The 21,858-nt window shown below is 68.7% G+C and carries 24 protein-coding genes; 13 read left to right on the forward strand and 11 right to left on the reverse strand.

The annotated features are described in order from the left end of the window. Positions 1 to 238: 238 nt before the first annotated feature. Complete coding sequence (locus OG876_RS09680) at positions 239 to 958, reverse strand: GntR family transcriptional regulator (RefSeq protein WP_131363764.1); 720 nt, start codon at positions 956 to 958, stop codon at positions 239 to 241. A 139-nt stretch (positions 959 to 1,097) separates the two neighbouring features. On the opposite strand from OG876_RS09680, the gene OG876_RS09685 reads away from it, so the two are divergent. The 4 genes from OG876_RS09685 (at position 1,098) to OG876_RS09700 (ending at position 4,131) form a co-directional block, all read left to right on the forward strand. After that, entirely contained in the window at positions 1,098 to 2,117 is a 1,020-nt protein-coding gene (locus OG876_RS09685; protein ID WP_328524455.1) for an SIS domain-containing protein, read from the forward strand. Between the two features lie 100 nt (positions 2,118 to 2,217). Further along, positions 2,218 to 2,637: a VOC family protein gene (locus tag OG876_RS09690; protein ID WP_328524456.1), complete on the forward strand. Its 420-nt coding sequence runs from the start codon at positions 2,218 to 2,220 to the stop codon at positions 2,635 to 2,637. A gap of 50 nt (positions 2,638 to 2,687) precedes the next feature. After that, positions 2,688 to 3,128 (forward strand): MerR family transcriptional regulator, encoded by a 441-nt coding sequence (locus tag OG876_RS09695; protein WP_328524457.1) that lies wholly within the window; start codon positions 2,688 to 2,690, stop codon positions 3,126 to 3,128. Between the two features lie 25 nt (positions 3,129 to 3,153). Continuing rightward, the gene (locus tag OG876_RS09700; RefSeq protein WP_328524458.1) at positions 3,154 to 4,131 is read left to right on the forward strand and encodes an aldo/keto reductase; all 978 of its coding nucleotides are present in this window, start codon (positions 3,154 to 3,156) and stop codon (positions 4,129 to 4,131) included. Between the two features lie 3 nt (positions 4,132 to 4,134). Here OG876_RS09700 and OG876_RS09705 read toward each other — a convergent pair whose 3' ends face one another. Further along, complete coding sequence (locus tag OG876_RS09705) at positions 4,135 to 4,917, reverse strand: IclR family transcriptional regulator domain-containing protein (RefSeq protein ID WP_328524459.1); 783 nt, start codon at positions 4,915 to 4,917, stop codon at positions 4,135 to 4,137. Between the two features lie 140 nt (positions 4,918 to 5,057). Here OG876_RS09705 and OG876_RS09710 point away from each other — a divergent pair, with 140 nt between their 5' ends. Genes OG876_RS09710 through OG876_RS09720 form a run of 3 tightly spaced genes read left to right on the forward strand, consistent with a single transcriptional unit; the run spans position 5,058 to position 8,925 of the window. Beyond that, complete coding sequence (locus tag OG876_RS09710; protein WP_328524460.1) at positions 5,058 to 6,314, forward strand: maleylacetate reductase; 1,257 nt, start codon at positions 5,058 to 5,060, stop codon at positions 6,312 to 6,314. An 11-nt stretch (positions 6,315 to 6,325) separates the two neighbouring features. Continuing rightward, positions 6,326 to 7,198, forward strand: a complete 873-nt coding sequence (locus OG876_RS09715) for an intradiol ring-cleavage dioxygenase (RefSeq protein WP_328524461.1) — start codon at positions 6,326 to 6,328, stop codon at positions 7,196 to 7,198. Beyond that, complete coding sequence (locus tag OG876_RS09720; protein WP_328524462.1) at positions 7,195 to 8,925, forward strand: FAD-dependent oxidoreductase; 1,731 nt, start codon at positions 7,195 to 7,197, stop codon at positions 8,923 to 8,925. Before OG876_RS09715 ends, OG876_RS09720 begins: the two co-directional genes overlap by 4 nt. Here OG876_RS09720 and OG876_RS09725 read toward each other — a convergent pair. From OG876_RS09725 to OG876_RS09735, 3 genes are all read right to left on the reverse strand, one after another. Next, positions 8,914 to 9,051 (reverse strand): hypothetical protein, encoded by a 138-nt coding sequence (locus OG876_RS09725; RefSeq protein WP_328524463.1) that lies wholly within the window; start codon positions 9,049 to 9,051, stop codon positions 8,914 to 8,916. The genes OG876_RS09720 and OG876_RS09725 overlap by 12 nt on opposite strands. A gap of 186 nt (positions 9,052 to 9,237) precedes the next feature. Next, positions 9,238 to 10,464 (reverse strand): alpha-amylase family glycosyl hydrolase, encoded by a 1,227-nt coding sequence (locus OG876_RS09730; protein ID WP_328524464.1) that lies wholly within the window; start codon positions 10,462 to 10,464, stop codon positions 9,238 to 9,240. Between the two features lie 12 nt (positions 10,465 to 10,476). Then, positions 10,477 to 11,142, reverse strand: a complete 666-nt coding sequence (locus tag OG876_RS09735; protein ID WP_328524465.1) for a TrmH family RNA methyltransferase — start codon at positions 11,140 to 11,142, stop codon at positions 10,477 to 10,479. A gap of 24 nt (positions 11,143 to 11,166) precedes the next feature. Between OG876_RS09735 and OG876_RS09740 the strand changes: the two genes are divergently transcribed. Next, positions 11,167 to 11,874, forward strand: a complete 708-nt coding sequence (locus tag OG876_RS09740; protein WP_328524466.1) for a DedA family protein — start codon at positions 11,167 to 11,169, stop codon at positions 11,872 to 11,874. Positions 11,875 to 11,877: 3 nt separating this feature from the next. Here the strand turns inward: OG876_RS09740 and OG876_RS09745 are convergent, their stop codons facing one another. The 5 genes from OG876_RS09745 to pyrE form a co-directional block, all read right to left on the reverse strand. Beyond that, complete coding sequence (locus tag OG876_RS09745) at positions 11,878 to 12,288, reverse strand: hypothetical protein (RefSeq protein ID WP_328524467.1); 411 nt, start codon at positions 12,286 to 12,288, stop codon at positions 11,878 to 11,880. A gap of 113 nt (positions 12,289 to 12,401) precedes the next feature. Then, positions 12,402 to 15,389 carry an AfsR/SARP family transcriptional regulator gene (locus tag OG876_RS09750; RefSeq protein ID WP_328524468.1) on the reverse strand — a complete coding sequence of 996 codons (2,988 nt, stop codon included), beginning with the start codon at positions 15,387 to 15,389 and terminating at the stop codon, positions 12,402 to 12,404. Positions 15,390 to 15,609: 220 nt separating this feature from the next. Continuing rightward, positions 15,610 to 16,440, reverse strand: a complete 831-nt coding sequence (locus OG876_RS09755; RefSeq protein WP_328524469.1) for a LemA family protein — start codon at positions 16,438 to 16,440, stop codon at positions 15,610 to 15,612. 37 nt (positions 16,441 to 16,477) lie between these two features. Further along, positions 16,478 to 17,206: a DUF3137 domain-containing protein gene (locus OG876_RS09760; protein ID WP_328524470.1), complete on the reverse strand. Its 729-nt coding sequence runs from the start codon at positions 17,204 to 17,206 to the stop codon at positions 16,478 to 16,480. Next, positions 17,206 to 17,751 (reverse strand): orotate phosphoribosyltransferase, encoded by a 546-nt coding sequence (gene pyrE / locus OG876_RS09765; RefSeq protein ID WP_328524471.1) that lies wholly within the window; start codon positions 17,749 to 17,751, stop codon positions 17,206 to 17,208. Before pyrE ends, OG876_RS09760 begins: the two co-directional genes overlap by 1 nt. Positions 17,752 to 17,885: 134 nt before the next feature. Here pyrE and tdh point away from each other — a divergent pair, with 134 nt between their 5' ends. The 4 genes from tdh to OG876_RS09785 are packed head-to-tail and all read left to right on the forward strand — an operon-like array spanning position 17,886 to position 20,846. Then, a complete protein-coding gene (tdh, locus tag OG876_RS09770) occupies positions 17,886 to 18,935 on the forward strand; it encodes an L-threonine 3-dehydrogenase (protein WP_328524472.1) in 1,050 nt (349 codons plus the stop codon). Between the two features lie 11 nt (positions 18,936 to 18,946). After that, the gene (locus tag OG876_RS09775; RefSeq protein ID WP_328526880.1) at positions 18,947 to 20,116 is read left to right on the forward strand and encodes a glycine C-acetyltransferase; all 1,170 of its coding nucleotides are present in this window, start codon (positions 18,947 to 18,949) and stop codon (positions 20,114 to 20,116) included. A gap of 56 nt (positions 20,117 to 20,172) precedes the next feature. Then, positions 20,173 to 20,442, forward strand: a complete 270-nt coding sequence (locus OG876_RS09780; RefSeq protein ID WP_328524473.1) for a ribbon-helix-helix protein, CopG family — start codon at positions 20,173 to 20,175, stop codon at positions 20,440 to 20,442. Further along, positions 20,442 to 20,846 (forward strand): type II toxin-antitoxin system VapC family toxin, encoded by a 405-nt coding sequence (locus tag OG876_RS09785; protein ID WP_328524474.1) that lies wholly within the window; start codon positions 20,442 to 20,444, stop codon positions 20,844 to 20,846. Before OG876_RS09780 ends, OG876_RS09785 begins: the two co-directional genes overlap by 1 nt. Before the next feature lie 63 nt (positions 20,847 to 20,909). On the opposite strand, the gene OG876_RS09790 is transcribed toward OG876_RS09785, so the two are convergent. Further along, complete coding sequence (locus tag OG876_RS09790; protein WP_328524475.1) at positions 20,910 to 21,335, reverse strand: hypothetical protein; 426 nt, start codon at positions 21,333 to 21,335, stop codon at positions 20,910 to 20,912. A gap of 4 nt (positions 21,336 to 21,339) precedes the next feature. Here OG876_RS09790 and OG876_RS09795 point away from each other — a divergent pair, with 4 nt between their 5' ends. Further along, positions 21,340 to 21,540 carry a hypothetical protein gene (locus OG876_RS09795; protein WP_328524476.1) on the forward strand — a complete coding sequence of 67 codons (201 nt, stop codon included), beginning with the start codon at positions 21,340 to 21,342 and terminating at the stop codon, positions 21,538 to 21,540. The last annotated feature ends 318 nt before the right edge of the window (positions 21,541 to 21,858 follow it).

The following is a 21,858-nucleotide window of genomic DNA, read 5'->3' on the forward strand; positions in this document are numbered from 1 at the left end:
GTACTCCTCACAACAAAAGAACTGTGGGTTGAGCTCCAGTATGGCCACCGGGTACTTCGTCGGATCCGGCGGCCCGCCTGCCGAGCCGGCCAGGCGGCCAGGGAGCGATCGGCAGCGATGCAGACCAGTTGATGAACAGGACAGATCCAGTTCGTTGCGGCCGCATGTCCAGGATGTGACGGCCGGTCCGGGAGTCGGCCCCGGTTCCGGCGTCGTTCCCGCAACCGGCCGCTGTCGCTCAGGCGGACCCGGTTCTCGGGCCGCGCGGGGTCAGGGCCATGTGCAGCCGGTAACGGTCGGCGCGGTAGGCCGACCAGGACAGTTCGACGACCTTGCGGCCGGCGAAGGTGGTGCGCTCGAGGACCAGCAGGGGTGCCCGCCTGGCCACGCCGAGCACCCGGGCGACATGACCGTCGGCGTTGTCCGCCCGGACGGTCTGCTCACCGGAGGTGACGACGACGTCGTACTCGCTGGCGAAGACGTCGTACAGGGTGCCGAGCTCACGGCCGAGCAGGCCGGGGAAGAGCGCGGACGGGTAGTAGCCGACCTCGTACGCCATCGGCGAGGCGTCGGCGGTGCGGAGCCGTTCGACCCGGATCACCTTGGTGCCCTTGGCGACCCGCAGGCCCTTCGCGGTCTCGTCGGAGGCCTCGATCTCGGTAGCCGACAGCACGACCGTGCCGGGCTCCAGGCCGCGGGCGCGCATCTCCCGGGAGAACGAGGTGAGGTGCAGCTGGGAGTCGACCTGCGGACCGGTGACGAACGTACCCTTGCCGTGCACGCGTTCCAGGGCGCCGGACTCGACCAGGTCGCTGATCGCCTGCCGGACGGTCACCCGGGAGACGTTCAGCTTGTCCACCAGGGCCCGTTCGGAAGGGATCGGGTCCCCGGGGTGCAGCTCGACATCGATCAGCCGTTCCAGTACCGATCGGACCTGGGCCCGCTTGGTCGCCACCATCGAATCTCGATCCTCCAGACCTGGGCGGCCCTCGGGGGTGCCCCGGGACGCCGCTCACTGCTATCGTGCGCAGCATACCTGTTAAGACCAGATAGGACCAGTGATCGTAGTGGTGTCTGTCCCCGCCCAGGAAACTCAGATGGCGCGCGAGATCGCCGAGCAGCCGGCCGCGCTGGCCGCGACGTTCGAGCACGTTCTGCCGCTGCGGCACGACATCACGCGACTGGCCGCGGGACGCCGGCACGTGATCTTCGTGGCCCGGGGGTCGTCGGACAACGCGGGTGTCTATGGCCGCTACCTGACCGAGATCCACGCCGGCCGGCAGGCGTCGCTGGCCGCTCCCTCGGTGGCCACTCTGTACGGCGCCAACCTCGACCTGTCGAACTCCCTGGTGGTCGCGGTCAGCCAGTCGGGCGCGACCCAGGAGATCGTCGACACCGCGGAGTGGGCCAAGCGCAACGGCGCCGCGATCGTCGGCATCACCAACGACGGCGACAGCCCGTTGGCGTCGACGGCCGACGTCGCGCTGATCACCCAAGCCGGGCAGGAGCTCGCCGTACCGGCGACCAAGACCTATACGACCCAACTCGCCGCGATCACGGTTGCCGTCGACGCGCTGGCACAGCGGCCCGGGACGCTGGACGCGGACATCGCCCGAGTTCCGGACGCGGCGTCGAAGATGCTGTCGGGGTCCGTCGAGGCAGCCGCGGACCTGCTCGCCGGAGCGCACGACGTCCTCGCGAGCGGACGCGGACTCACCTTCGGCACGACACTCGAGGTGGCCCTCAAGCTGGAAGAGACCTGTCTGCAGCCGGTCCGTGGCCTGTCGTACGCCGACCTGAAGCACGGCCCGATCGCGGTCGTCGACGCCGACCTGGTCACCATCCTGGTCGCAGCTGGCGAGGGTCCCGCCCTGCCTGGCATGACCGAGCTCGCCGGCATCGTTCGCGAGAAGGGCAGCAAGATCCTCGGCATCGGCGGCGACTCCACCTTCGCGTCCCGATGCGACGTCAACCTCCCAGGCCCGGACCTCCCCGAGACCCTCGCCCCGCTCGCCCTGATCATCCCGGCCCAACGAGCCATCGAATCCCTCGCCCGCAAACTGGGCCTCAACCCCGACGCCCCCCGAGGGCTCCGCAAGGTCACCCAGACCGACTGACGCTCTCGCAGAAGTCTCCGGTCAAAGTGCTCATTCGGTGAGCACTTTGGCTGGGAGGGTGGTGGTCATCAACCGGGAACACCGAGGAAGGGCCACCGAGATGTTGCGAGGATTTGCGACCGTCAGTTTTTACGCCGCCGACGTGAAGGCCGCGCGGGAGTGGTACTCGAAGCTGTTGGGGATCGAGGCGTACTACGCGGTGCCGTCGGCGGAGGAGCCGGCGTACGTCGAGTTCAGGTTCGGTGACTTCCAGTGTGAGCTGGGGATCATCGACGCGAAGTACGCACCGCACCAGGTGGGCAACGGGCCGTCGGGCGCGATCGTCTCGTGGCACGTCGACGACCTGGAGGGCGAGCTCGAGCGCCTGCTGGAGCTGGGGGCCAGACTGAACGAGGGGATCGTTGAACGTGGCAACAACACTGGGTTCCGCACCGCGTCGGTGGTCGATCCGTTCGGTAACCTGATCGGGATCATGAGCAACCCGCACTACCTCGAGATCCTGGCCGGTCTGAAAGGCTGATCGCGAAAAGGCTTGACCTGGAGTGCACTCCAGGGGGAAAGCTGGACGGCGTGAACGATCAATCACCGAACGTGGAAAACTGTGGGATCGACGAACTCGTCCCGAAGGTCGGCGGACCGCTCACCGTGGGGCAAGTCGCCACGATGACCGGCTTGTCGATCGACACACTGCGCTGGTACGAGCGTGTCGGCCTGCTGGAGGGCGTCGCCCGCGACCACGCCGGCCGTCGGCAGTACGCGCGGACCGACCTGCGGCGCCTGTCTGTCCTGATGCGCCTGCGTGCAACCGGCATGCCGATCAGTGAGATGCTCCGCTACGCCGAGCTCGCCAAGGCCGGCGACGCCACCGAGCCACAGCGCATACAGCTGCTGGAGGAGCACCGCGACCGGGTCCTGGACCACATCGCCAACCTCCACAGCGACCTGGACATCATCAACCGCAAGATCGCCGCCTACCGCGGGTCCCGCCAGTCCCCCGCAGTATCGGCCTAGCATCTCCGAACCGAGGGAGTAATGCATGTTGTACAGAACCATTGGTGGCCGGCGGACCGTCAGTGCGCTGTGTCTGGGGACGATGAACTTCGGTACGTCGACGGACCCGGACACGGCGACCACGATCCTCGATCGATTCGTCGAGGCCGGCGGGACGTTCGTCGACACCGCCAACAACTACGGGCAATGGGGTGGAGACGCCGGCCGGAGTGAAGAGTTGCTCGGGCACTGGATGAGTTCCCGAGGCACTCGCGACCAGTTGGTCATCGCCACGAAGTGCGGCGCCAGGACGACCAAGCCCGGCGACCCGGGCGACGCGCACTGGGAAGGACTCAGCGCGCCGGTCATCGAAGCTGCCGCCAAGGAGAGTCTCACCCGGCTGGGCGTCGACCGCATCGACCTGTTCTACGCGCACATCGACAACCGCTCCACTCCACTCGAGGAGACCGTCGGTGCGTTCGGGCGGCTCGCTGCTGAAGGCGTCGTCGATGTGATCGGCTGCAGCAACACCACCAGCTGGCGGCTGGAACGCGCACGCCGGCTGGCCCAGGACCAGGGTGTCGAGCCGTATTCGGTGATCCAGCAGCACTACACCTACCTCTGGCCCAGTCCGTTGCCACTGACCGGCGTCGAGCGCCTCGGTACCCCGCACTTCTCGCACGCCGGGATCGAGCATCTCGACTACCTCAGCGAACACCGGGACATGACCCTGGTGGCCTACAGCCCGCTCCTGGCCGGGGCTTACAGCCGTCCGGAGCGGCCACTCCCGGCTGTGCGCGGCTACGCGCATCCGACCGCCTCCCTGCGGTTCGAGGCGCTCCGCCAGGTCGCACAGGAGCTCGGCGTCACCACGAACCAGGTCGTCCTGGCCTGGATGCTGCACCAGGACCCGTTCGTCATCCCCCTGTTCGGAGCCTCGTCCGTAGCGCAGCTCGACGAGGCGCTGGACGCCGTCGAGATCAGTCTCGACGCCGAACTGCTGCACCGGCTGAACAACGCCTGACTCCTACAGATGGCCGCGGTGCGTCAGTGCCGTGGTGATCTGGTCGGCGGCGGCTTGGAGATGCGGCAGGACGTCGGCACGGAGTGACGCGGGCGTCGAGCGAGACGCGTGAGCCGAGACGTTGAGCGCGGCAATGGTGCGCCCACGGGAGTTGTGGATGGGCGCGGCGATCGAGCGGAGACCGAGCTCCAGCTCCTGATCGACCAGTGCGAACCCATCCGCACGGGCTCGGCTGACGGTCTCGCGCAGCTTGTCGGCAGACGTGACCGTGCGGGCGGTGAGGGACTCGGCCTGGAGGGTTGCGAGGTACGCCGTGAGCTCGTCGTCGGCGAGGCCTGCGAGGAGGACTCGGCCCATGGAGGTCGGGTAGGCGGGGAGGCGGGCGCCGACGCCGAGGGCGACGGTCATGATGCGGCTGGTCGGTACGCGGGCGACGTACACGATGTCCGGGAGGTCGAGGGTCGCGATCGAGCAGGACTCGCGAGTCTTGGCGCTCAGCTCCTCCATGAACGGGCCGGCGAGTTCGCCGAGGTCCAGCGAGGCCAGGTAGGCCCAGCCGAGTGCGAGTACGCGCGGAGTGAGCGAGAACCGGCGGCTGTCGCTGCGGACGTATCCGAGCTCCTCCAGCGTGAGCAGGATCCGCCGGGCCGTCGCGGGGGTGATCCCGACGGAGCGCGCCACCTCGCTCAGCGTCAGCGACGGCGCGTCGGCCGAGAACGCGCGGATCACGGCGAGCCCGCGCTCCAGGCCTTGGAGAAACGTGCCTGTAGACGCCTCACTCGCCATCGGCTAGCCTACTTTTCGTTGAAAGAAGAACTATTCGCTCAGCGAAATCCTAGCGGAGCAGCAGATGCCACGTCCAGTTCTCCTCCCTGACGCCCTCGGGGTGATCGCCCTGCGCCGACTCCTCCGCCCAGAGGTCGTCGATGGGTGAGTCGGGTTTCGTGCACACGTTCCTGCCAGGGCGGGTGGTGTTCGGCGCGGGGACGCTCGACCAGGTCGCCGGCGAGGTGGAGCTGCTGGGCGTCCGGCGGGCGCTCGTGGTGGCGACCAGGTCGGCGCGGGATGCGGCTGACGTGGTCGAGGTGGAGTTGGGCGATCGGTTCGCGGGGCGGATAGATGGGGTGGCTCAGCATGTGCCGACCGAGGTCGCCGAGGCAGCCCGGGACAAGGCGCGGGAGATCGGTGCCGACGGAATCGTGGCCATCGGCGGCGGATCCGCAATCGGCCTGGCCAAAGCAGTCGCACTGACCAGTGGGCCGGCAAGCGGCGAGACCCCAAGCGGGCCGGCGGCCGGCAGCCCCAGCGGGGCGACTGTTGGGCCGGCGTCCGGGTTGACCGGTGAGCCAGCGGGCGCGCCGGTGGGCGGCCTGACCGGTGAGCCGGCAGGTGCCCCGGTGAGCGGGCTGACCGGTGGGGCGGCCGGTGGGGTGGTGATTGTTGCGGTGCCTACGACTTATGCGGGGTCTGAGATGACGCCGGTGTGGGGTGAGACGGCGGGTGGGAGTAAGACGACGGGGACGGATCTGCGGGTGCTGCCGAGGGTCGTTGTTTACGATCCTGTGTTGAGCCAGCATCTGCCGAAGAAGGTGACGGCGGCGAGTGTGGCCAATGCGATCGCGCATTGTGTGGAAGCGGTCTGGACTCCCAAGGCCGATCCGATCACCGAGACGACGGCGGTCGAAGGCCTCCGGGCCCTCACTCTAGGACTCAAGCAGGTCCTCGCGGACCCGACCGATTTGGATGCTCGGAGCAACCTTCTGTACGGCGCTTGCCTCGGCGGATCCGCGCTCGCGACAGCCGGCACCGGACTGCATCACAAGCTTTGCCATCTGCTCGGCGGCACCTACAACCTCCCGCACGCCGAGACCCACGCCGCGGTACTCCCCCAGGTCACTCACTTCAACGCGCCCGCAGTACCGAGAGCCAAGGCACGTCTGGAGGAAGCGCTGCAGACGGACGAGCTGGCCGGCGGTCTGTTCGACCTGTTCGCCGCGGCGGGAGTCCCGACGAGCTTGCGGGAGCTGGGGCTGAGCCGGGAGCAGGCGAGGGAGGCCGCGCGCGCGTTCCAGCCGACGGCCAACCCGATCCCCGTGACCGAAGAACTCGTGGAAGAGATTCTCACCCGCGCCTGGGCCGGGACCCGGCCAGGCAGCCGAGAGCCAGGTAGCCGAGAGGTATGAGGAGCAACCGGATGGATCTGCAAGGCGACGACCTGACCGAGGCGGTGGTGGCCAGCTTCGGCGGCAGCGCGAACCCACGCACCAGAACCGTGATGAGCGCCCTCGTGCGGCACCTGCATGCTTTCGCGCGGGAGGTGGACCTGACCGAGGACGAGTACTTCACCGCGATCGACTTCCTCACCCGGACCGGCCAGATCTCCACCGGCACCCGGCAGGAGTTCGTGCTGCTGGCCGACGTCCTCGGGCTGTCGATGCTCACCGTCGGCCTCGGCAACCGCAAGCCGCCGGAGGCCACCCAGTCGACCGTGTTCGGCCCGTTCTTCGTCGAGGGATCGCCCGAGGTGCAACTCGGCGGCGACGTCGCGAACGGCGCCCCCGGACAGCCGTGCCTGGTGAGCGGCCGCGTCCTGAACACCAAGGGCGAGCCGATCGCCGGAGCTCTGGTCGAGACCTGGCAGGCCGACGAGGAAGGCTTCTACGACGTCCAGAAGGATGTCGAGGGACCGCAGAACCGCGGCCATCTGACAACCGATGCCGACGGCAACTATTCGTTCTGGGCGGTGAAGCCGGTCGCCTACCCGATCCCGGACGACGGCCCGGTCGGCGAGCTCCTCCGGGCCGGCGGCCGCGGTCCGATGCGCCCGGCCCACATCCACTTCATGGTCACTGCACCCGGGTACGCGCGGCTGATCACGCACGTCTTCGTGGCAGGTGACGAGTACCTCGGCAACGACGCGGTCTTCGGCGTCAAGGACTCGTTGATCGCTGAGTTCACCGAGCACCCGGCCGGCAGCCGGGCACCCGATGGAAAGACCCCGGACCAGCCCTACTACTCCGTCAGCTACGACCTGGTGCTCGCCACCACCGAGGAGACGCAGCAGTGATCACCACAGATGTCCTCATCGTCGGCAGCGGTCCGGCCGGCGGCGCCGCCTCGCTCTTCCTGTCCACGTACGGCGTCGACAACGTCGTGCTGTCCCGCTACGGCTGGACCGCCAACACACCCCGCGCGCACATCACCAACCAGCGCACGATCGAACTGATGCGGGACATGGGCATCGAGGACCAGGTCGTCGACAAGGGCACCGCCCATCACCTGATGGGCGAGACTGCGTTCTGCACCAGCCTGGCCGGCGAGGAGATCGGCCGGATCCGCACCTGGGGCACGCATCCGCGCCGACTGGCCGACTACACCGAGGCGAGTCCGACCCTCCCCTGCGACCTGCCGCAGACACTGTTCGAGCCGATCCTGGTCAGTACGGCGGCCAGCCGTGGTGCCCGACTCCGGTTCAACACCGAGTACCTCTCGCTGGAGCAGGACGACGACGGAGTGACCGCCACGGTCCGGGACCGGCTGAGCGACACGACATACCAGATCCGCGCGAAGTACCTGATCGGCGCGGACGGCGGGCGCAGCAAGGTCGCCGAGGACATCGGGCTGCCGATGGCGGGCTCGATGGACATTGAGGGCTCCATGAACATCGTCTTCGAGGCCGACCTCTCCCGGTACGTCGCACATCGCCCGAGCGTCCTGTACTGGGTGCTCCAGCCGGGTGCCCAGATCGGCGGGATCGGGGCCGGCCTGATCCGCATGGTCCGGCCGTGGAACGAGTGGCTGATCGTCTGGGGCTACGACATCACCCAGCCCGCACCGATGGTCGACGAGGCGATGGCGACCGAGATCGTGCACAAGCTGGTCGGCGACGACACCATCGACGTGAAGCTGAAAGGTACGTCGGTCTGGAGCGTCAACCACATGTACGCCGAAAGGGCCAGCGTCAACCGCGTGTTCTGCATGGGCGACGCGATCCACCGGCATCCGCCGAGCAACGGCCTCGGCTCGAACACCTCGATCCAGGACGCGTACAACCTGGCCTGGAAACTCGCGCTGGTGCTGAAGGGCCAGGCCGCGCCCGAACTCCTCCGGACGTACGACGAGGAGCGGACACCGATCGCGCGGCAGATCGTCGAACGGGCGAACAAGAGCCGGACCCAGTTCGGCCAGATCTTCCGCGCACTCGGGATGACGCCGGACGCGCCGGCCGGACGGACGATCGAGTCGCGCAAGGACGACACCCCGGAAGGCACCGCGCAGCGCGAGGAGTTGCGCACCGCGATCGAACTGAAGGACTACGAGTTCAACGCGCACGGCGTGGAGCTCGGCCAGCGGTACCACTCGGCCGCCGTGATCGGCGATGGTACGCCGGAACCGGCGTACGACCGGGACGAGGAGCTGTACTACCACCCGACGACGTGGCCCGGCGCCCGGATCCCGCACTGCTGGCTGACGCGCGGATCGGAGACCGTCAGCACGCTGGACGTGGTCGGCAAGGGCCGGTTCACGCTGCTCACCGGGATCGGCGGGGGCGCGTGGGTGAAGGCCGCGCAGACGGTGTCCGAGCAGCTCGGCGTACCGGTCGAAGCGTTCGTGATCGGCCCGGGCCATGAGCTCGAGGACCTGTACGGCGACTGGTCACGGGTGCGCGAGATCCCGGACGGTGGCTGTCTGCTGGTCCGGCCGGACGCGCACATCGCCTACCGCGCCTTCGAGCAGCCCGACGAGCCCACCGAAGCCCTGCGCCAGGCGCTCGGCACGCTGCTAGGCCGCTGACGTCTGCTGGGCCTCCCGGAGAATCCGGTCGAGGATCGCCGAGATCTCCGCGGTCTCGGCGTCCAGCAGCGTGATCAGCGCGACCCGGGACGTTTCCGTGCGCGCCTCCAGAGCCGCCGCGCTCAAGGCGCGCACGGTCCCTAACTCATGAATCAATTCGTCCCACAAAGCATTCATCAACAACCCCCATGTTCCCGTCACAAACCCAGTACGACATGCACGATGCACGCCGCCCCGCCCGAGTTGGGGCTGACTTTGGTCGAGAAGCCTCACTTCTGTCGTACCGGGACAACGCGGGACCCCGGGCGGAGGTTACGGACTCGTCAGGAATCTCCAGCTGTGCGCCGGCACCAGCAACGGATCACCCTCAGGTACACCGGCCTCGGGTTGCGCGCCGACCGTCAGTCCGGTCGCATCCACCGGGAACCGCTCAGCCTGGTCCGAGATGTTGAGCAGGAGCACCACGGAGCCGGAGTCCCCGACGGTCCGCAAGGCAACCAACTGGTTGGTTAGATGCTCGACCGCCGTCCGACCGCGGGTCAGCCACGCGTTGCGCCGCCGTACGCCGATCAAGCGCTGGTGCAACCGGTACGTCGGCCAGCCGTACGACGCCAGTCCAGCCGGCGCATCCGGGAAGGCCGGCCGGATCGCGTCGTCACCGCCGGCCCGGTCCTCCTTCAACCCCTGGAACGCCTGCTCGTCGCCGTAGTAGATGCTCGGTACGCCGCCGACCGCGAACAGGATCGCCAGCGCATGACCGAGGTGCCGCTCATCCTCCAGCCGGGTCGCGATCCGGGTCACATCGTGGTTGCCGACGAACGTCTGCGGCACGAAGCTGTCGAGCAGTTCGTCATGCCGGCCAAGGGCGTACGAGAGCTCGAAGAAGTTGCCGTCGTTGAGCGAGCTCCAGATCGCCTTCCACAGCTCGTACTGCGTGACCGAGTCAAGGCCGCTCTTGGCGACGTATCCGACGTAGTCGCCGTGGATCACCTCACCGAAGAACCACGCGTCCGGGAACCGCTCACGCGGCAGCACAGCGCGCCAGAAGTCGGGTGGTACGGCGTACGCCGCGTCGAGCCGCCAACCGTCCACACCGCGATCTAGCCAGTGCGTCAGAACGTCTCTCACGTACTGCGCGACCGCCGGCTGACTGTGGTCGAGCGCGACCAGGTGCTCGTGACCTTCGAAGGTGTCAACCGTGCCGTCCGGCCCGCGACGGAACCAGTCGGCCGGCGCATCGAAGGAACGGGCGACGTGGTTGAAGACTCCGTCGAGCGCGACGCGCAGACCGCGAGCGTGAGCCGCGGCCACGAGCCGGTCGAAGTCCTCGTCGTCACCGAGCCGTGGGTCGATCCGGAAATGATCCACGGTGTCGTACCCGTGCGTCTCCGACGCGAACACCGGCCCAAGTAGTAGCCCTGAGCAACCAAGCTCGACGGCGTACTCCAGCCAGTCCTCCAGCTTCCGCAAGCGATGAGCGGCCGCCCCCGAGAACCCGAGCGGATAGACCTGCCACCAGATCGCATGATCAGCCCACATCAGGTCTCCTGACTACGCTCGGGACGACTGACCGAAGGTGTGCCGCCGGATCCACGCGTGCATGGCGATCGCGGCGGCGGCGCTGGCGTTGATCGAGCGGGTCGAGCCGAACTGGGCGATCGAGAGGACGGCACTGCAGGACTCGTGGGCCTCCGGCGTGAGACCCGGCCCCTCCTGGCCGAAGAGGAGCACGCAGCCGCGCGGCAGCTCGAAGGTCTCCAACGGGACAGCGCCAGGCAGGTTGTCGATACCGATCACGGGCAGCTCACGCTCAGCGGCGTACGACGCGAGGTCCGCCAGGCGAGGGTGGTGCCGCACGTGTTGGTAGCGGTCGGTCACCATTGCGCCGCGGCGGTTCCACTTCCGGTTGCCGACGATGTGTACCTCGGCGGCGAGGAATGCGTTTGCTGTCCGGACGACCGAGCCGATGTTCAGGTCGTGCTGCCAGTTCTCGATCGCGACGTGGAACGGGTTCCGCTGCGTGTCGAGGTCCGCGACGATCGCCTCGAGCTTCCAGTACCGGTACCGATCCACCACGTTCCGCCGGTCGCCGGCCGCCAGCAGCTCCGGATCCAGGCGCGGATCATCCGGCTGCTCGCCCTGCCACGGGCCGACACCGACCTCGTTCGGACCGACCGTGTCCGCACCGCGAAGATCATCGCCACTCAGCTGTTGCACAGTTCGGGACGCTACCCTGTCCGCGTGCTCTCTCTTGCCGCGATGCTGATGCCGAACTGGATGGATCCGGAATACCTGCTGCACTGGCTGGGTGACTGGGCCCTCTGGGGGACGGCTCTGGTCGTGTTCATCGAGTGCGGGTTGCTGTTCCCGATCCTGCCCGGCGACTCACTGCTGTTCGCCGTCGGCCTGTTCATCGCGGCCGGGACCATCAACGTCCCGCTGTGGCTCGCCTGTGTGATCCTGACCGTCGCCGCGTTCCTCGGCAACGTCTCCGGCTACTACATCGGCCGAGCGCTCGGTACGACGCTGTTCACGAACCCGAACGCCCGGTTCCTGAAACCGAAGTACCTCGTGCAGACGCACGAGTTCTTCGAGCGGTACGGCCCGCGCGCCCTGGTGCTGGGCCGGTTCGTGCCGATCGTGCGGACCTTCATCACGGTCGTGGCCGGCGCGGGCAGGATGGAGCCGAAGAAGTTCTTCCTCTGGACCGGCATCGGAGCCGTCCTGTGGGCGACCGGCATCACCCTGCTCGGCCACGCGCTCGGCAACGTGAAGTTCATCCACAACCATCTCGAGTCGGCGCTGATCCTGCTGGTGCTGATCTCGCTGATCCCGATGGTCGTGGAGTACTTCCTCGCGAAGCGCCGCAACCGCACGGCCACGCCGGCGGAGGATGCCCCCAAGCACGCCGCCCCGAAGAGCCCGGTCACCAACCACACCAACGACTGAAGGTCACTGCCCGAACGGGAAATGGGGCTCGGACCAGACCCAGTCATTGCTGAGCACAGCGAGGTCCGCGATCTCGACCGCACCGTTGAGTAACGGGCCGACCACTTGACCGGATCCGAGCGCACAAGCCACCCGGATCCGGTCTGCCGCCTGGTACCAGACCAGCGCCCCCCGTGGCGCAACCCCTTCGTGCAGCAGGGTGTGATGGTCGAGCCACCGCACCGCATCGGCCGCGTCGTGCCAGCCGCTGTCCTGGGCATAACCGAAAGCCATCCGCTGGAACTTCAACGGCCAGTCCTGCCAGGCCGTCGAGCCCACCCGTTCCAGCTGCCAGTTCAGCGCCGCCTCCGTGTCCCGCGGGTTCGAGACCCGCGGGACGATCGGGCGCTCCACAGCAACCTCCCCCCAGGCCATAGGTGTCCTCCCCGTTTCCCCCGAACCCCCGGCCTGTGTGCCGTGGCAGAGCCAATCCTGTCGAACCCGAATACACCCGCCGTACATTGGCGAATGTCAAGCACACAAGGTGATCAGCCGGCTGCGACCCCGGGGTCGAAGGCAGCCAGCTCGCGGCGGCACTCGGCGGCGCGGACGTCGTTGCCGGCCTGTTGCCAGACCCGTGCGGCGCGGTCGAGGGTACGGCGGGCGGAGTCGAGGTTGCCCGTGGTCACGTACAACCGCCCGAGGTGCTGCGCGGCCTGTCCCTCGACGCTGCGATCACCCAGCCGGTGGCCGATGTCGATCGCGTCCAGCAGCATCTTCCGGGCCGCGGCCACCTCGCCGCGGGCCATCAGCGCACGGCCGAGCTCGGCCCGGGTGTACGCCGCACAGTGGTCGTCTCCGATCCCGTTGAAGATCGCCAACGAGGTCCGCAACTGACGGACCGCCTGGTCGTAGCGCTCCTGGTGGATGCGGAGCGCCGCGATCCGCCGCCGTACCTTGGCTTCGCGGTGGTTGTCGCCGAGCCGTACGCCGAGCAGGAAGGCCTGGGCCAGATACCGCCCGGCCGTGACCGTGTCGTCGCGGGCCAGCCAGATCGACGCGGCCGCGGTCCGGGCGACTGCCTCGCCGTTCGCGCTGCCGACCTCGACGAACGCCTCGATCGCCTTCTCGTACTGCGCCAGTGCCTCGTCGGGCCGCCCGCGTTCGCGCAGCCAGGTGCCGAGTCCGACGGCGGTGATGCCGTCGCCGAGCCGGTCACCGGCCTCGGCGAACCCACTGGCTGCCTCGCTCAGGTGCCGCCACGCGGGGTCCCAGTCGTCCTGGTAGAGCCCGAGCTGGCCGAGGTTGCGATGCATGATCGCCTCCGCGCGCCGGTCGCCGCAGGCGATCGCGCTGAGCAGGCCCTGCTGGTGCGACCCGTTCCAGTCGTCGAAGCCGGCCCGCATGTCGAGGTACGGCCCCCAGGCGGCGGCGATCCGCCAGGCGTACTCGTGCAGCCCGTTCTGAGCGGCGGCGCGGATCGCCGGCACGAAGGTGCTGCGCTCACTGTCGAACCACGCGATCGCGTCGGTCTCCGTGAACGGCGCTGGGTCCGGCGCAGTCAGCGGCCCGGTGTGCTCGAGTACGCCGAAGTACTCGAAGGCCAACGCGTTGTTGGCCCGGCGGATCTTGTTCAGGATGGCGTCGAGCACAGCCTCCACGTCCCGGACCGCCTCCGCCTTCTGCTCCTCGTCACCGACGCCGAGTGCGTGCAGACGCAGCAGGTCGTGGACCCGGTAGCGAGCCGTCCCGCGGTGGTCGACCGAGCTGATCCGGACCAGGTTCACCTCGATCAGCCGGTCGAGGCTGCGTCGTACCGAGGCCGGCGATGCGACCGCCTCCAGGGCCCGCGCCGAGAAGACGCCGACCGCGAAGTGGCCGATCAGGCGGTACAGCCGGGCCTCCTCCGGGTTCAGCGCGCCGTAGCTCAGGTCCGCACTCGTGCGGACGGCGAGCTCGCCGATGCTCAGCTCGTCCAGCCGCGAGGTCTCGTCGCGCAACCGCCGGGCGAGCTCCCGCGCGCTGAGGTCGGGACGCTGGGCCAGCCGGCTGCCGACGATCCGGATCGCCAGCGGCAGGTTCGCGCAGGCGGCCAGGATCTCCTCGGCTTCCGGCGAGGTCTGGTCGAGCCGGTCCACGCCGGCCACCGAAGCGAGCAGCGCGGCGGCCTCGCGGTCGTCGAACGTGTCGAGCGGCAGGCTGTCCGCGCCGGCCAGGTCCATCAGCCGGTTGCGACTCGTGATGACGACCGCAGACGCGCCGGTGCCCGGCATCAGCGGGGTGATCTGACCGGCGGTGGCGACGTCATCGAGGATGATCAGCACCCGGCGGCTGGCCAGCTCGGACCGGAGCATCGCCGAGCGCCGGTCGGGGTCTGTGGGGATCGCATAGTCCGGCAGGTTGAGGCTGAGCAGCAGATCGGTCAGTGCCGCGGCCGGATCCCGGGGCTGCGTCGCACCGTGCATGTCCAGATAGATCTGCCCGTCCGGGAACGACTCGCGGACCAGATGCCCGAGCCGTACGGCCAAGGACGTCTTGCCGGTCCCCGGCGCTCCGGAGATGACCGCTACCGGCGGACGCACCGGGTCGCGACCACAGACGAGGTCACGCAACTGTTCCAGGTGTTCCCGCCGGCCGCTGAAGTCGGCCAGGTCGAGCGGCAACTGACTCGGTGGCCGCTGCGGATCGGTCAGCTCCGGCGCATCCCATCGGCCCTGCGGTACGCCGACATCCGGTTCCGGGCGTTCCGGCGTACGGGCCGCGGGGATGCCCGGGTTCGGCCAGTTGGCGGAGCGGCCGTTCTCGGCGCGGGCGCCGGCGGCCTCGAGGTCGGGGCCAGGCTTGATGTCGAGCTCGTCGGCGAGGGTCTGCACGGCCTTGGTGTAGGCGGCCCGGGCCTCGCCGACCCGGCCGGCGGCGAGCAGGGCGTCGACCAGGCGCCGCCAGAGTTGCTCGTCGTACGGATCCTCGGTCAGGCGTGCGCTGAGGAGTACGGCGGCCCCACTCGCGTCGCCGTACTCGAGCCGCAGGTCGAGCAGGCTGTCGACCAGCCCACGGTGCTGCGCCTCCAGGCGGGCGATCGAGCCCTCCCAGGCGGCCGGGATGGACAGGTCCTCGAGCGGGCGGCCACGCCAGAGCGAGTAGGCCCGGGACAGTACCTGCATCGCCTGGCGGCCGTCACCGGCGTCGCGGAGGTGCCCGCCTTCCGCGAGCAGCGACTCGAAAAGGCTGGCGTCGAGCTCGTCGACACCGACCCCGATGCTGTACCCGGCGGTCGATGTGTCGATCGGCGCGTGCAGTCCGGCCTCCTGCAGAACACCGCGGAGCGCCCGGACGTACGTGCGGATGTTCGCGGTCGCGGAGCGCGGCGGATTGGTCTCCCACAGCGCGTCGGCGATCAGATCGGTCGAGACGAACCGGTTAGGGTGCAGCAGCAGGGTGGCCAGCAGTTGGCGGGGTTTCGCGGCCTTCAGCGGCTGGCCCGGGACGTGCATGAGGCGCAGGGGTCCGAGGATGCCGTACCTCAGACTGTCCACTCGCCCTGACCTCCTCACTCTGGAACCGACCTATCGTGGCATCCGCCTGTACCAGGCGGGAAGCCCGATGTACGCCGGATGTATCTCGTTGCGGCACTGTTGACACAGGTACCGGGGGGAGGGCAGGCCCGGAAGTGGCGACTTGACCGCCGTCACAACCGGGTCTGGCACTGGCAGAGAGTTCGGGGTCGGGGGTCCTGAGCTACGGGGAGCCGGTGCCCTATTGGCCACCGGTGAATGGCGGCTGACCGTCCTGCGGTGCGGGGGAACCCGCAGGCGGGCCGCCCACCGGTGGCTGGCCCTGTCCCTGACCCGGGTACTGGCCCGGCTGCCCCTGGTACGGCGGCTGACCCTGGTAGCCCGGGAACTGCGGCTGACCCTGGTAGTTGCCCTGGTCACCCGGCATCTGCGGGTGGATCTGACCCGAGGACGGCCCACCCTGCTGCATCTGCGGCGGCGCCTGCTCACCGGCGACCGAGCCGATGGTGCCGAACGAGACCTGCGGGACCGAGCGCACCTGCTCGTCCTTCACCTCGAAGTAGCCGGCCTTCTCGAACTTGAATCCACCCGCGATCAGGTTCGACGGGAACGCCTCGATCCGCGTGTTGTAGTCGCCCACGTTGGCGTTGTAGAACCGCCGCCCGGCCGCGATCCGGTCCTCGGTGTCGGTCAGCTCGCGCTGCAGACCGAGGAAGTTCTGGTTCGACTGCAGCTGCGGGTAGGCCTCGACCGAGATCATCATCTGACGCAGCGCGCCGGACAGCTCACCCTCTGCGGCGGCCCGCTGCTCGGGGGTCGCGCCCTGCACGTTGACGGCCTGCGTGCGGAGCCGGGCGACCTCCTCGAACACGTGCCGCTCGTGCGCGGCGTAGGCCCGGACGGTCTCGACCAGGTTCGGGATCAGGTCGTACCGGCGGTGCAACTCGACGTCGATCTGCCGCCAGGACTCCTGAATCAGGTTCCGCTGCTTGACGAACCGGTTGTACGAGGTGATGAGCGCGACGGCCAGAATCACGACGATCACCACGATCGCGATGATGACGAAAGTCATTCCCTGCTCCCGAGTGTCGGTAATGCTGTCTGCGACTCTACGGGTAGCCGGGGCCGAGCGGCGGTTGCCGCAGGCGGGGATCGACGCCCGCGTAGTCACGCCAGACGTACGGCGGAACCTGCTCGACGATCTGCTGGAGCAGGGCGAGCCGGTTCATGATCTCGGTGGGGTTGTGAGCGCCCTTGTCCCAGCCGACCAGCGAATGGCCTTCGATCCGCCAGCCGATCTCGCCGCGGGCCAGCAGCAGCTCCATCATCCGCGGCGTCACCACCGCGTGCCCGAACCGCTCGTCGTCCGCCTTCACCCGGAACGCCCGATTGAACTGCTCGCTCTCGAACTGGATGTCGCGGAACCCGAAGGCGTTCGCGACCGCGCCCCCGAAGATGCCCTCGTGGGTCACCTCGAGATGCGGCAGCGCGCCCGGCAACTGCACGACGACCACGCCGAACTTGTGAGTGGTCGTCGTACGCCGGCCGTGCGAGTCGGTCGAGTGCGTCTGGTAGCTGTAGTCGAAGGCAACCATCTGGTGGCCGTTGAACGCGCCGGAGAGCACGTTCCGGACCTGGCGGTTGTCACCGGCCTGGAACGGCGTACCCGACCACTGCCCGGCCAGCGTGTTGTCGGACGGCAGATAGGCCCAGCCCTGCTGCGCGGCGAACCCGGCGAACAGCTCACGCCGCTTCTTCGCGGCAAGGTAGTTGAGGTAGAAGAGGCCACCGCCGACGAGAACGGCGAGCAGGACGATGAGGACGGTGCCGCCCTGCATCAGCCGAGCCCCAGGTCCTCGAGCCCGAACACCGCCCGGTACTCGAGGCCCTCCGACTCCACCCGCTCGCGCGCGCCGGTCGAACGGTCCACGATCACCGCGACCGCGACCACCTCGGCCCCGGCCTCGCGCAGTGCCTCGACCGCGGTGAGCACCGACCCGCCGGTGGTTGAGGTGTCCTCGACCGCGAGCACCCGGCGACCCTGCACCTCCGGCCCCTCGATCCGCCGCTGCAGGCCGTGCGCCTTCTCGGCCTTGCGTACGACGAACGCGTCGAGCGACCGTCCGTCCCGCGCGGCCGCGTGCAGCATCGACATCGCGACCGGGTCGGCGCCGAGCGTCAGCCCGCCGACGGCGTCGTACTCGAGGTCCTTGGTCAGCTCGAGCATCGCCGGGCCGATGAGCGGCGCGGCGGCCGCGTCCAGCGTGATCCGCCGCAGGTCGACGTAGTAGTCGGCTTCCTTCCCCGACGCCAGCGTGACCCGCCCGTGCACGATGGCCTTGCTCTTGACCTGCTCCAGCAGTCCGTCCCGGTCGTAGCTCATGAGCCTTGAGCTTAGAACAAGGGTGAGTCCACGGATGTTCAGTGGAACTGCAAAGCCTGTGCACGACGTGTCGATGGACGCCGGTGGTTGCCCGGGACGACGATGTGGACGATCGTCGAAGGTGGAGGTGTGCCGTGAAGGCGCTGGTCAAGGCCGAGGCTGGGCCCGGTCTGTGGTTGCAGGACGTTCCGGAGCCGAAGATCGAGGCCGACGAGGTCCTGATCAAGGTGCTCCGCACGGGGTTGTGCGGCACCGATCTGCACATCCAGAGCTGGGACCACTGGGCGCAGAAGAACGTGCCGGTGCCGATGGTGACCGGGCACGAGTTCTGCGGTGAGGTGGTCGAGGTTGGCGTCGGTGTCCGCGACGTCGCGGTGGGTGACGTGGTCAGCGGCGAGGGCCACCTGGTCTGCGGCCGCTGCCGCAACTGCCGGGCCGGTCGTCAGCACTTGTGCATCAAGACCCGCGGCCTCGGTGTCCACGTGCCCGGCGCGTTCGCGGAGTACGTCGCTCTGCCCGCGAGCAACGCGTGGGTCCACCGGGACCAGGTCGACCTGGACGTCGCGGCGATCTTCGACCCGTTCGGCAACGCCGTACACACGGCTCTGTCGTTCCCCCTGGTCGGCGAGGACGTGCTGATCACCGGAGCCGGGCCGATCGGCGTGATGGCCGCGGCTGTCGCGCTCCACGCCGGCGCGCGGAACGTGGTGATCACGGACCTGTCGGAGTACCGGCTGGATCTGGCCCGCAAGATCGGCGTCACCCGCGCGGTCAACGTCGGCGCCGAGACCATCGCGGAGGCGCAGCGCAGCCTCGGGATGCGGGAAGGGTTCGACGTCGGGATGGAGATGTCCGGGCAGCCGGCCGCGCTGCGGGACATGCTCGCGAACATGACGCACGGCGGGAAGGTCGCGATGCTCGGCCTGCCGGCCGACGAGATCGCGATCGACTGGAGCACGGTGGTGCTCAACATGCTGACCATCAAGGGCATCTACGGCCGGGAGATGTTCGAGACCTGGTACTCGATGTCCGTGATGCTGGAACGCGGCCTGGATCTGACCCCGGTGATCACCCACCGCTTCGGGTACGGCGACTACGAGCGGGCCTTCGACGTGGCCCGGCAGGGGCAGTGCGGCAAGGTGATCATGGACTGGACGACGGAATCCCTGGAGGAGAAGCACTGATGTTCGGGCGGATGCGGGACGACCTGACGGCGACCATCGGCGAGATCCGGGACGCCGGGCTGTACAAGTCCGAGCGGGTGATCACCTCACCGCAGCAGTCTCTGATCTCCGTTGCGTCCGGCAACGAAGTTCTGAACTTCTGCGCGAACAACTACCTCGGTCTGGCCGACCACCCCGAGGTGATCGCGGCTGCCCGGGACGCCTTGGACCGTTGGGGTTTCGGGATGGCATCGGTGCGCTTCATCTGCGGGACGCAGCAGATCCACAAGGATCTTGAAGGTGCCCTGAGCAACTTCCTCGGCACCGAGGACACCATTCTCTACAGCTCCTGCTTCGACGCGAACGGCGGCCTGTTCGAGACGCTGCTCGGCGCCGAGGACGCGATCATCTCCGACGAGCTCAACCACGCCAGCATCATCGACGGCGTCCGGCTGTCCAAGGCCCGGCGCTACCGGTACAAGAACCGCGACATGGCCGACCTCGAGGCCCAGCTCAAGGACGCCGCCGACGCCCGCTTCCGGCTGATCGCCACCGACGGCGTCTTCTCGATGGACGGGTACGTCGCTCCCCTCGACGAGATCTGCGACCTGGCCGAGCGGTACGACGCCCTCGTCATGGTCGACGACTCGCACGCGGTCGGTTTCGTCGGCTCGGACGGCGCCGGTACGCCGTCGCTGTTCGGCGTGAAGGACCGCGTCGACGTCGTCACCGGCACCCTCGGCAAGGCGCTCGGCGGCGCGTCCGGCGGCTATGTCTCAGGCCGTCGCGAGATCGTCGAGCTGCTCCGCCAGCGCTCGCGCCCGTACCTGTTCTCCAACTCGCTGGCGCCGTCGGTCACCGCCGCATCACTGAAGGCGCTCGAACTCATCGGCGGCTCCAGCGACCTGCGCGACAAGCTCGCCGCCAACACCAAGCTCTTCCGCACCAAGATGACCGAGGCCGGCTTCGACGTCCTCCCCGGCGACCACCCGATCTCCCCGGTGATGATCGGCGACGCCGCCGAGGCCGGCCGGCTCGCCGACAAACTCCTCGACCTGGGCATCTACGTGATCGGCTTCTCCTACCCCGTCGTACCCCACGGCAAGGCCCGCATCCGCGTCCAACTCTCCGCCGCCCACTCCACCGCAGACGTCGAACAAGCCATCACCGCCTTCACCGAGGCCCGCGCCGCGCTCGGCTGATCCCTCGCCGTTGGTGCCGGACATGGTACCGCTCGCGGTACCGTGTCCTCGTGGCCATGAATCTGAGACTCAGTCCTGAGACCGCGACGGCGCTCCAGGCCGAGGCTGAGCGCACCGGCAGGTCACAGCAGGAGATCGTCCGGGAAGCTGTCACCCGTCATCTCCACTTGGTCGAGGACGATTCCCTCGCAACCGATCGAGACCAGGCGAGGTCGGCGAACGTCGTACGTCCGGCGCGGGTGGCCTATCGGAAGGTGACGCCACGGCTCCACCTCCCAGAGGACACCAGCAGTCTCGACCTGCTCGATCGGGACGACCGCTTCTGATGCGCGTGTACATGGACAGCAGCGCCCTCATCAAGCGAGTGATCGTGGAGCAGGAATCCACCGATCTGGTGGACTTCCTCGATGCGCACTACCAGCAGGCCGACCTCTTGGCGTCGTCTTCGCTCGCCTGGGTCGAGGTGTCCCGCGCCGTACTCGCGCGCGCCAAGGCGCCGGCGACTGCCGGCGATCTGATCGATGGGGCGATGTCCGGTATCGACGAACGGCCGATGACAGCCGAGGTCGTCAGCGTCGCTCGCCGGATCGAGCCGCTGCGGAGCCTCGATGCCATCCACCTTGCGACGGCAGTGTTGATCGACGCCGACCTCGTCGTTACGTACGACGACCGACTGGCGGACGCTTGCCGCCGCAACTCCCTCGCCGTCGCGTCACCCGGCCGCGAGTGACGTCACCCTTCATCGAGGCCCGCGCTGTGCTTGCGGGGTAGCCGGCTCGCGGGGTAGCAGTCGTCAGTCGAGCGGGGTTCCGGCTCTCAGGACCTGGTCGAGGTGGGCGGCGATCGCGTCCAGGTCTTGGGTCATCGTCTCCTGTCGGCCGGCTTGCAGCAGGGCCTGGATCTGACCGCGTGCTGCTCGTACGGCGTCTCGGAGGTCGAGCGCACGGTCTCGAACGACTTCGTCCGGTGCCGACGGCGCCAGCGCGGTCAGCCGGTCCTCCGCCGCGGCAACTCGGCTTTCGGCGAGGTTCCAGGCACCGGCGACTTCCGCGAGCGAACCCAACTGGCGGAGTTGCGGGATGAGCCCGCGGGCGAACCACGCCACCTCGTCCTCGGCCGACGCGAGTTCATCCCGCCACTCCCGCCGGTGGCTGGCTCTCACCAGCAGCGGAATGGCCACGGCAAGCGCGACCACGAGCGCCGCCAGCAGCCACCACAACCAGGTGGGCGCACCGTCCGATTCGGCCGAGGTGGGCTGGACCGACGCCGACGCCGAGGTCGTCGGTGGTGGGGCAGCGGTTGATCGCGTCTCGGTCGGCGACGTGGGCTCCTCGGGTGTCGATGACTCGGTGCGGGTTGGTTCCGTCTGCGTCGGCTGCGTCGGCTGCGTCCGCTGCGTCGGCGACGCGGCCGCCTCGGCCTGAGATGACCGGGTCGGTTCCGGCGCCGTCTCGGTGGGCGAAGACTGTTCCCCGCGCTCCGGTGACCGGGTGGCTTCGGAGGCGGTTGACGACGTTTGCTCACGCTCCGGCGTGCGAGTGACTTCCGGGATCGTCGCAGTCGGGGACGGTAGCGAGGAGGTCGGCGTACGTGTAGACCCTGGGGACGGCCGCTCGGTGGAGCCGTTGTCAGCGCACGAGGTCAGGAGCAGGACCGCTACAGCCAGACCAACGGCTCGCATCATCGTGTGGGATCCCCTCCTGCGGTCTGCCCTCACGAGGAAGATCGCATCTTCTGTCCGG

It is taken from the genome of Kribbella sp. NBC_00359 (assembly GCF_036097425.1).
Taxonomy (GTDB): Bacteria; Actinomycetota; Actinomycetes; order Propionibacteriales; family Kribbellaceae; genus Kribbella.

Excerpts from the sequence above, each read along its gene's own strand:
- OG876_RS09680 (WP_131363764.1), bottom strand. The coding sequence starts at position 958 with ATGGTGGCGACCAAGCGGGCCCAGGTCCGATCGGTACTGGAACGGCTG.
- OG876_RS09685 (WP_328524455.1), top strand. The coding sequence starts at position 1,098 with ATGGCGCGCGAGATCGCCGAGCAGCCGGCCGCGCTGGCCGCGACGTTC.
- OG876_RS09690 (WP_328524456.1), top strand. The coding sequence starts at position 2,218 with ATGTTGCGAGGATTTGCGACCGTCAGTTTTTACGCCGCCGACGTGAAG.
- OG876_RS09700 (WP_328524458.1), top strand. The coding sequence starts at position 3,154 with ATGTTGTACAGAACCATTGGTGGCCGGCGGACCGTCAGTGCGCTGTGT.
- OG876_RS09705 (WP_328524459.1), bottom strand. The coding sequence starts at position 4,917 with ATGGCGAGTGAGGCGTCTACAGGCACGTTTCTCCAAGGCCTGGAGCGC.
- OG876_RS09710 (WP_328524460.1), top strand. The coding sequence starts at position 5,058 with ATGGGTGAGTCGGGTTTCGTGCACACGTTCCTGCCAGGGCGGGTGGTG.
- OG876_RS09715 (WP_328524461.1), top strand. The coding sequence starts at position 6,326 with ATGGATCTGCAAGGCGACGACCTGACCGAGGCGGTGGTGGCCAGCTTC.
- OG876_RS09730 (WP_328524464.1), bottom strand. The coding sequence starts at position 10,464 with ATGTGGGCTGATCATGCGATCTGGTGGCAGGTCTATCCGCTCGGGTTC.
- OG876_RS09745 (WP_328524467.1), bottom strand. The coding sequence starts at position 12,288 with ATGGCCTGGGGGGAGGTTGCTGTGGAGCGCCCGATCGTCCCGCGGGTC.
- OG876_RS09755 (WP_328524469.1), bottom strand. The coding sequence starts at position 16,440 with ATGACTTTCGTCATCATCGCGATCGTGGTGATCGTCGTGATTCTGGCC.
- OG876_RS09760 (WP_328524470.1), bottom strand. The coding sequence starts at position 17,206 with ATGCAGGGCGGCACCGTCCTCATCGTCCTGCTCGCCGTTCTCGTCGGC.
- pyrE (WP_328524471.1), bottom strand. The coding sequence starts at position 17,751 with ATGAGCTACGACCGGGACGGACTGCTGGAGCAGGTCAAGAGCAAGGCC.
- OG876_RS09775 (WP_328526880.1), top strand. The coding sequence starts at position 18,947 with ATGCGGGACGACCTGACGGCGACCATCGGCGAGATCCGGGACGCCGGG.
- OG876_RS09780 (WP_328524473.1), top strand. The coding sequence starts at position 20,173 with ATGAATCTGAGACTCAGTCCTGAGACCGCGACGGCGCTCCAGGCCGAG.
- OG876_RS09785 (WP_328524474.1), top strand. The coding sequence starts at position 20,442 with ATGCGCGTGTACATGGACAGCAGCGCCCTCATCAAGCGAGTGATCGTG.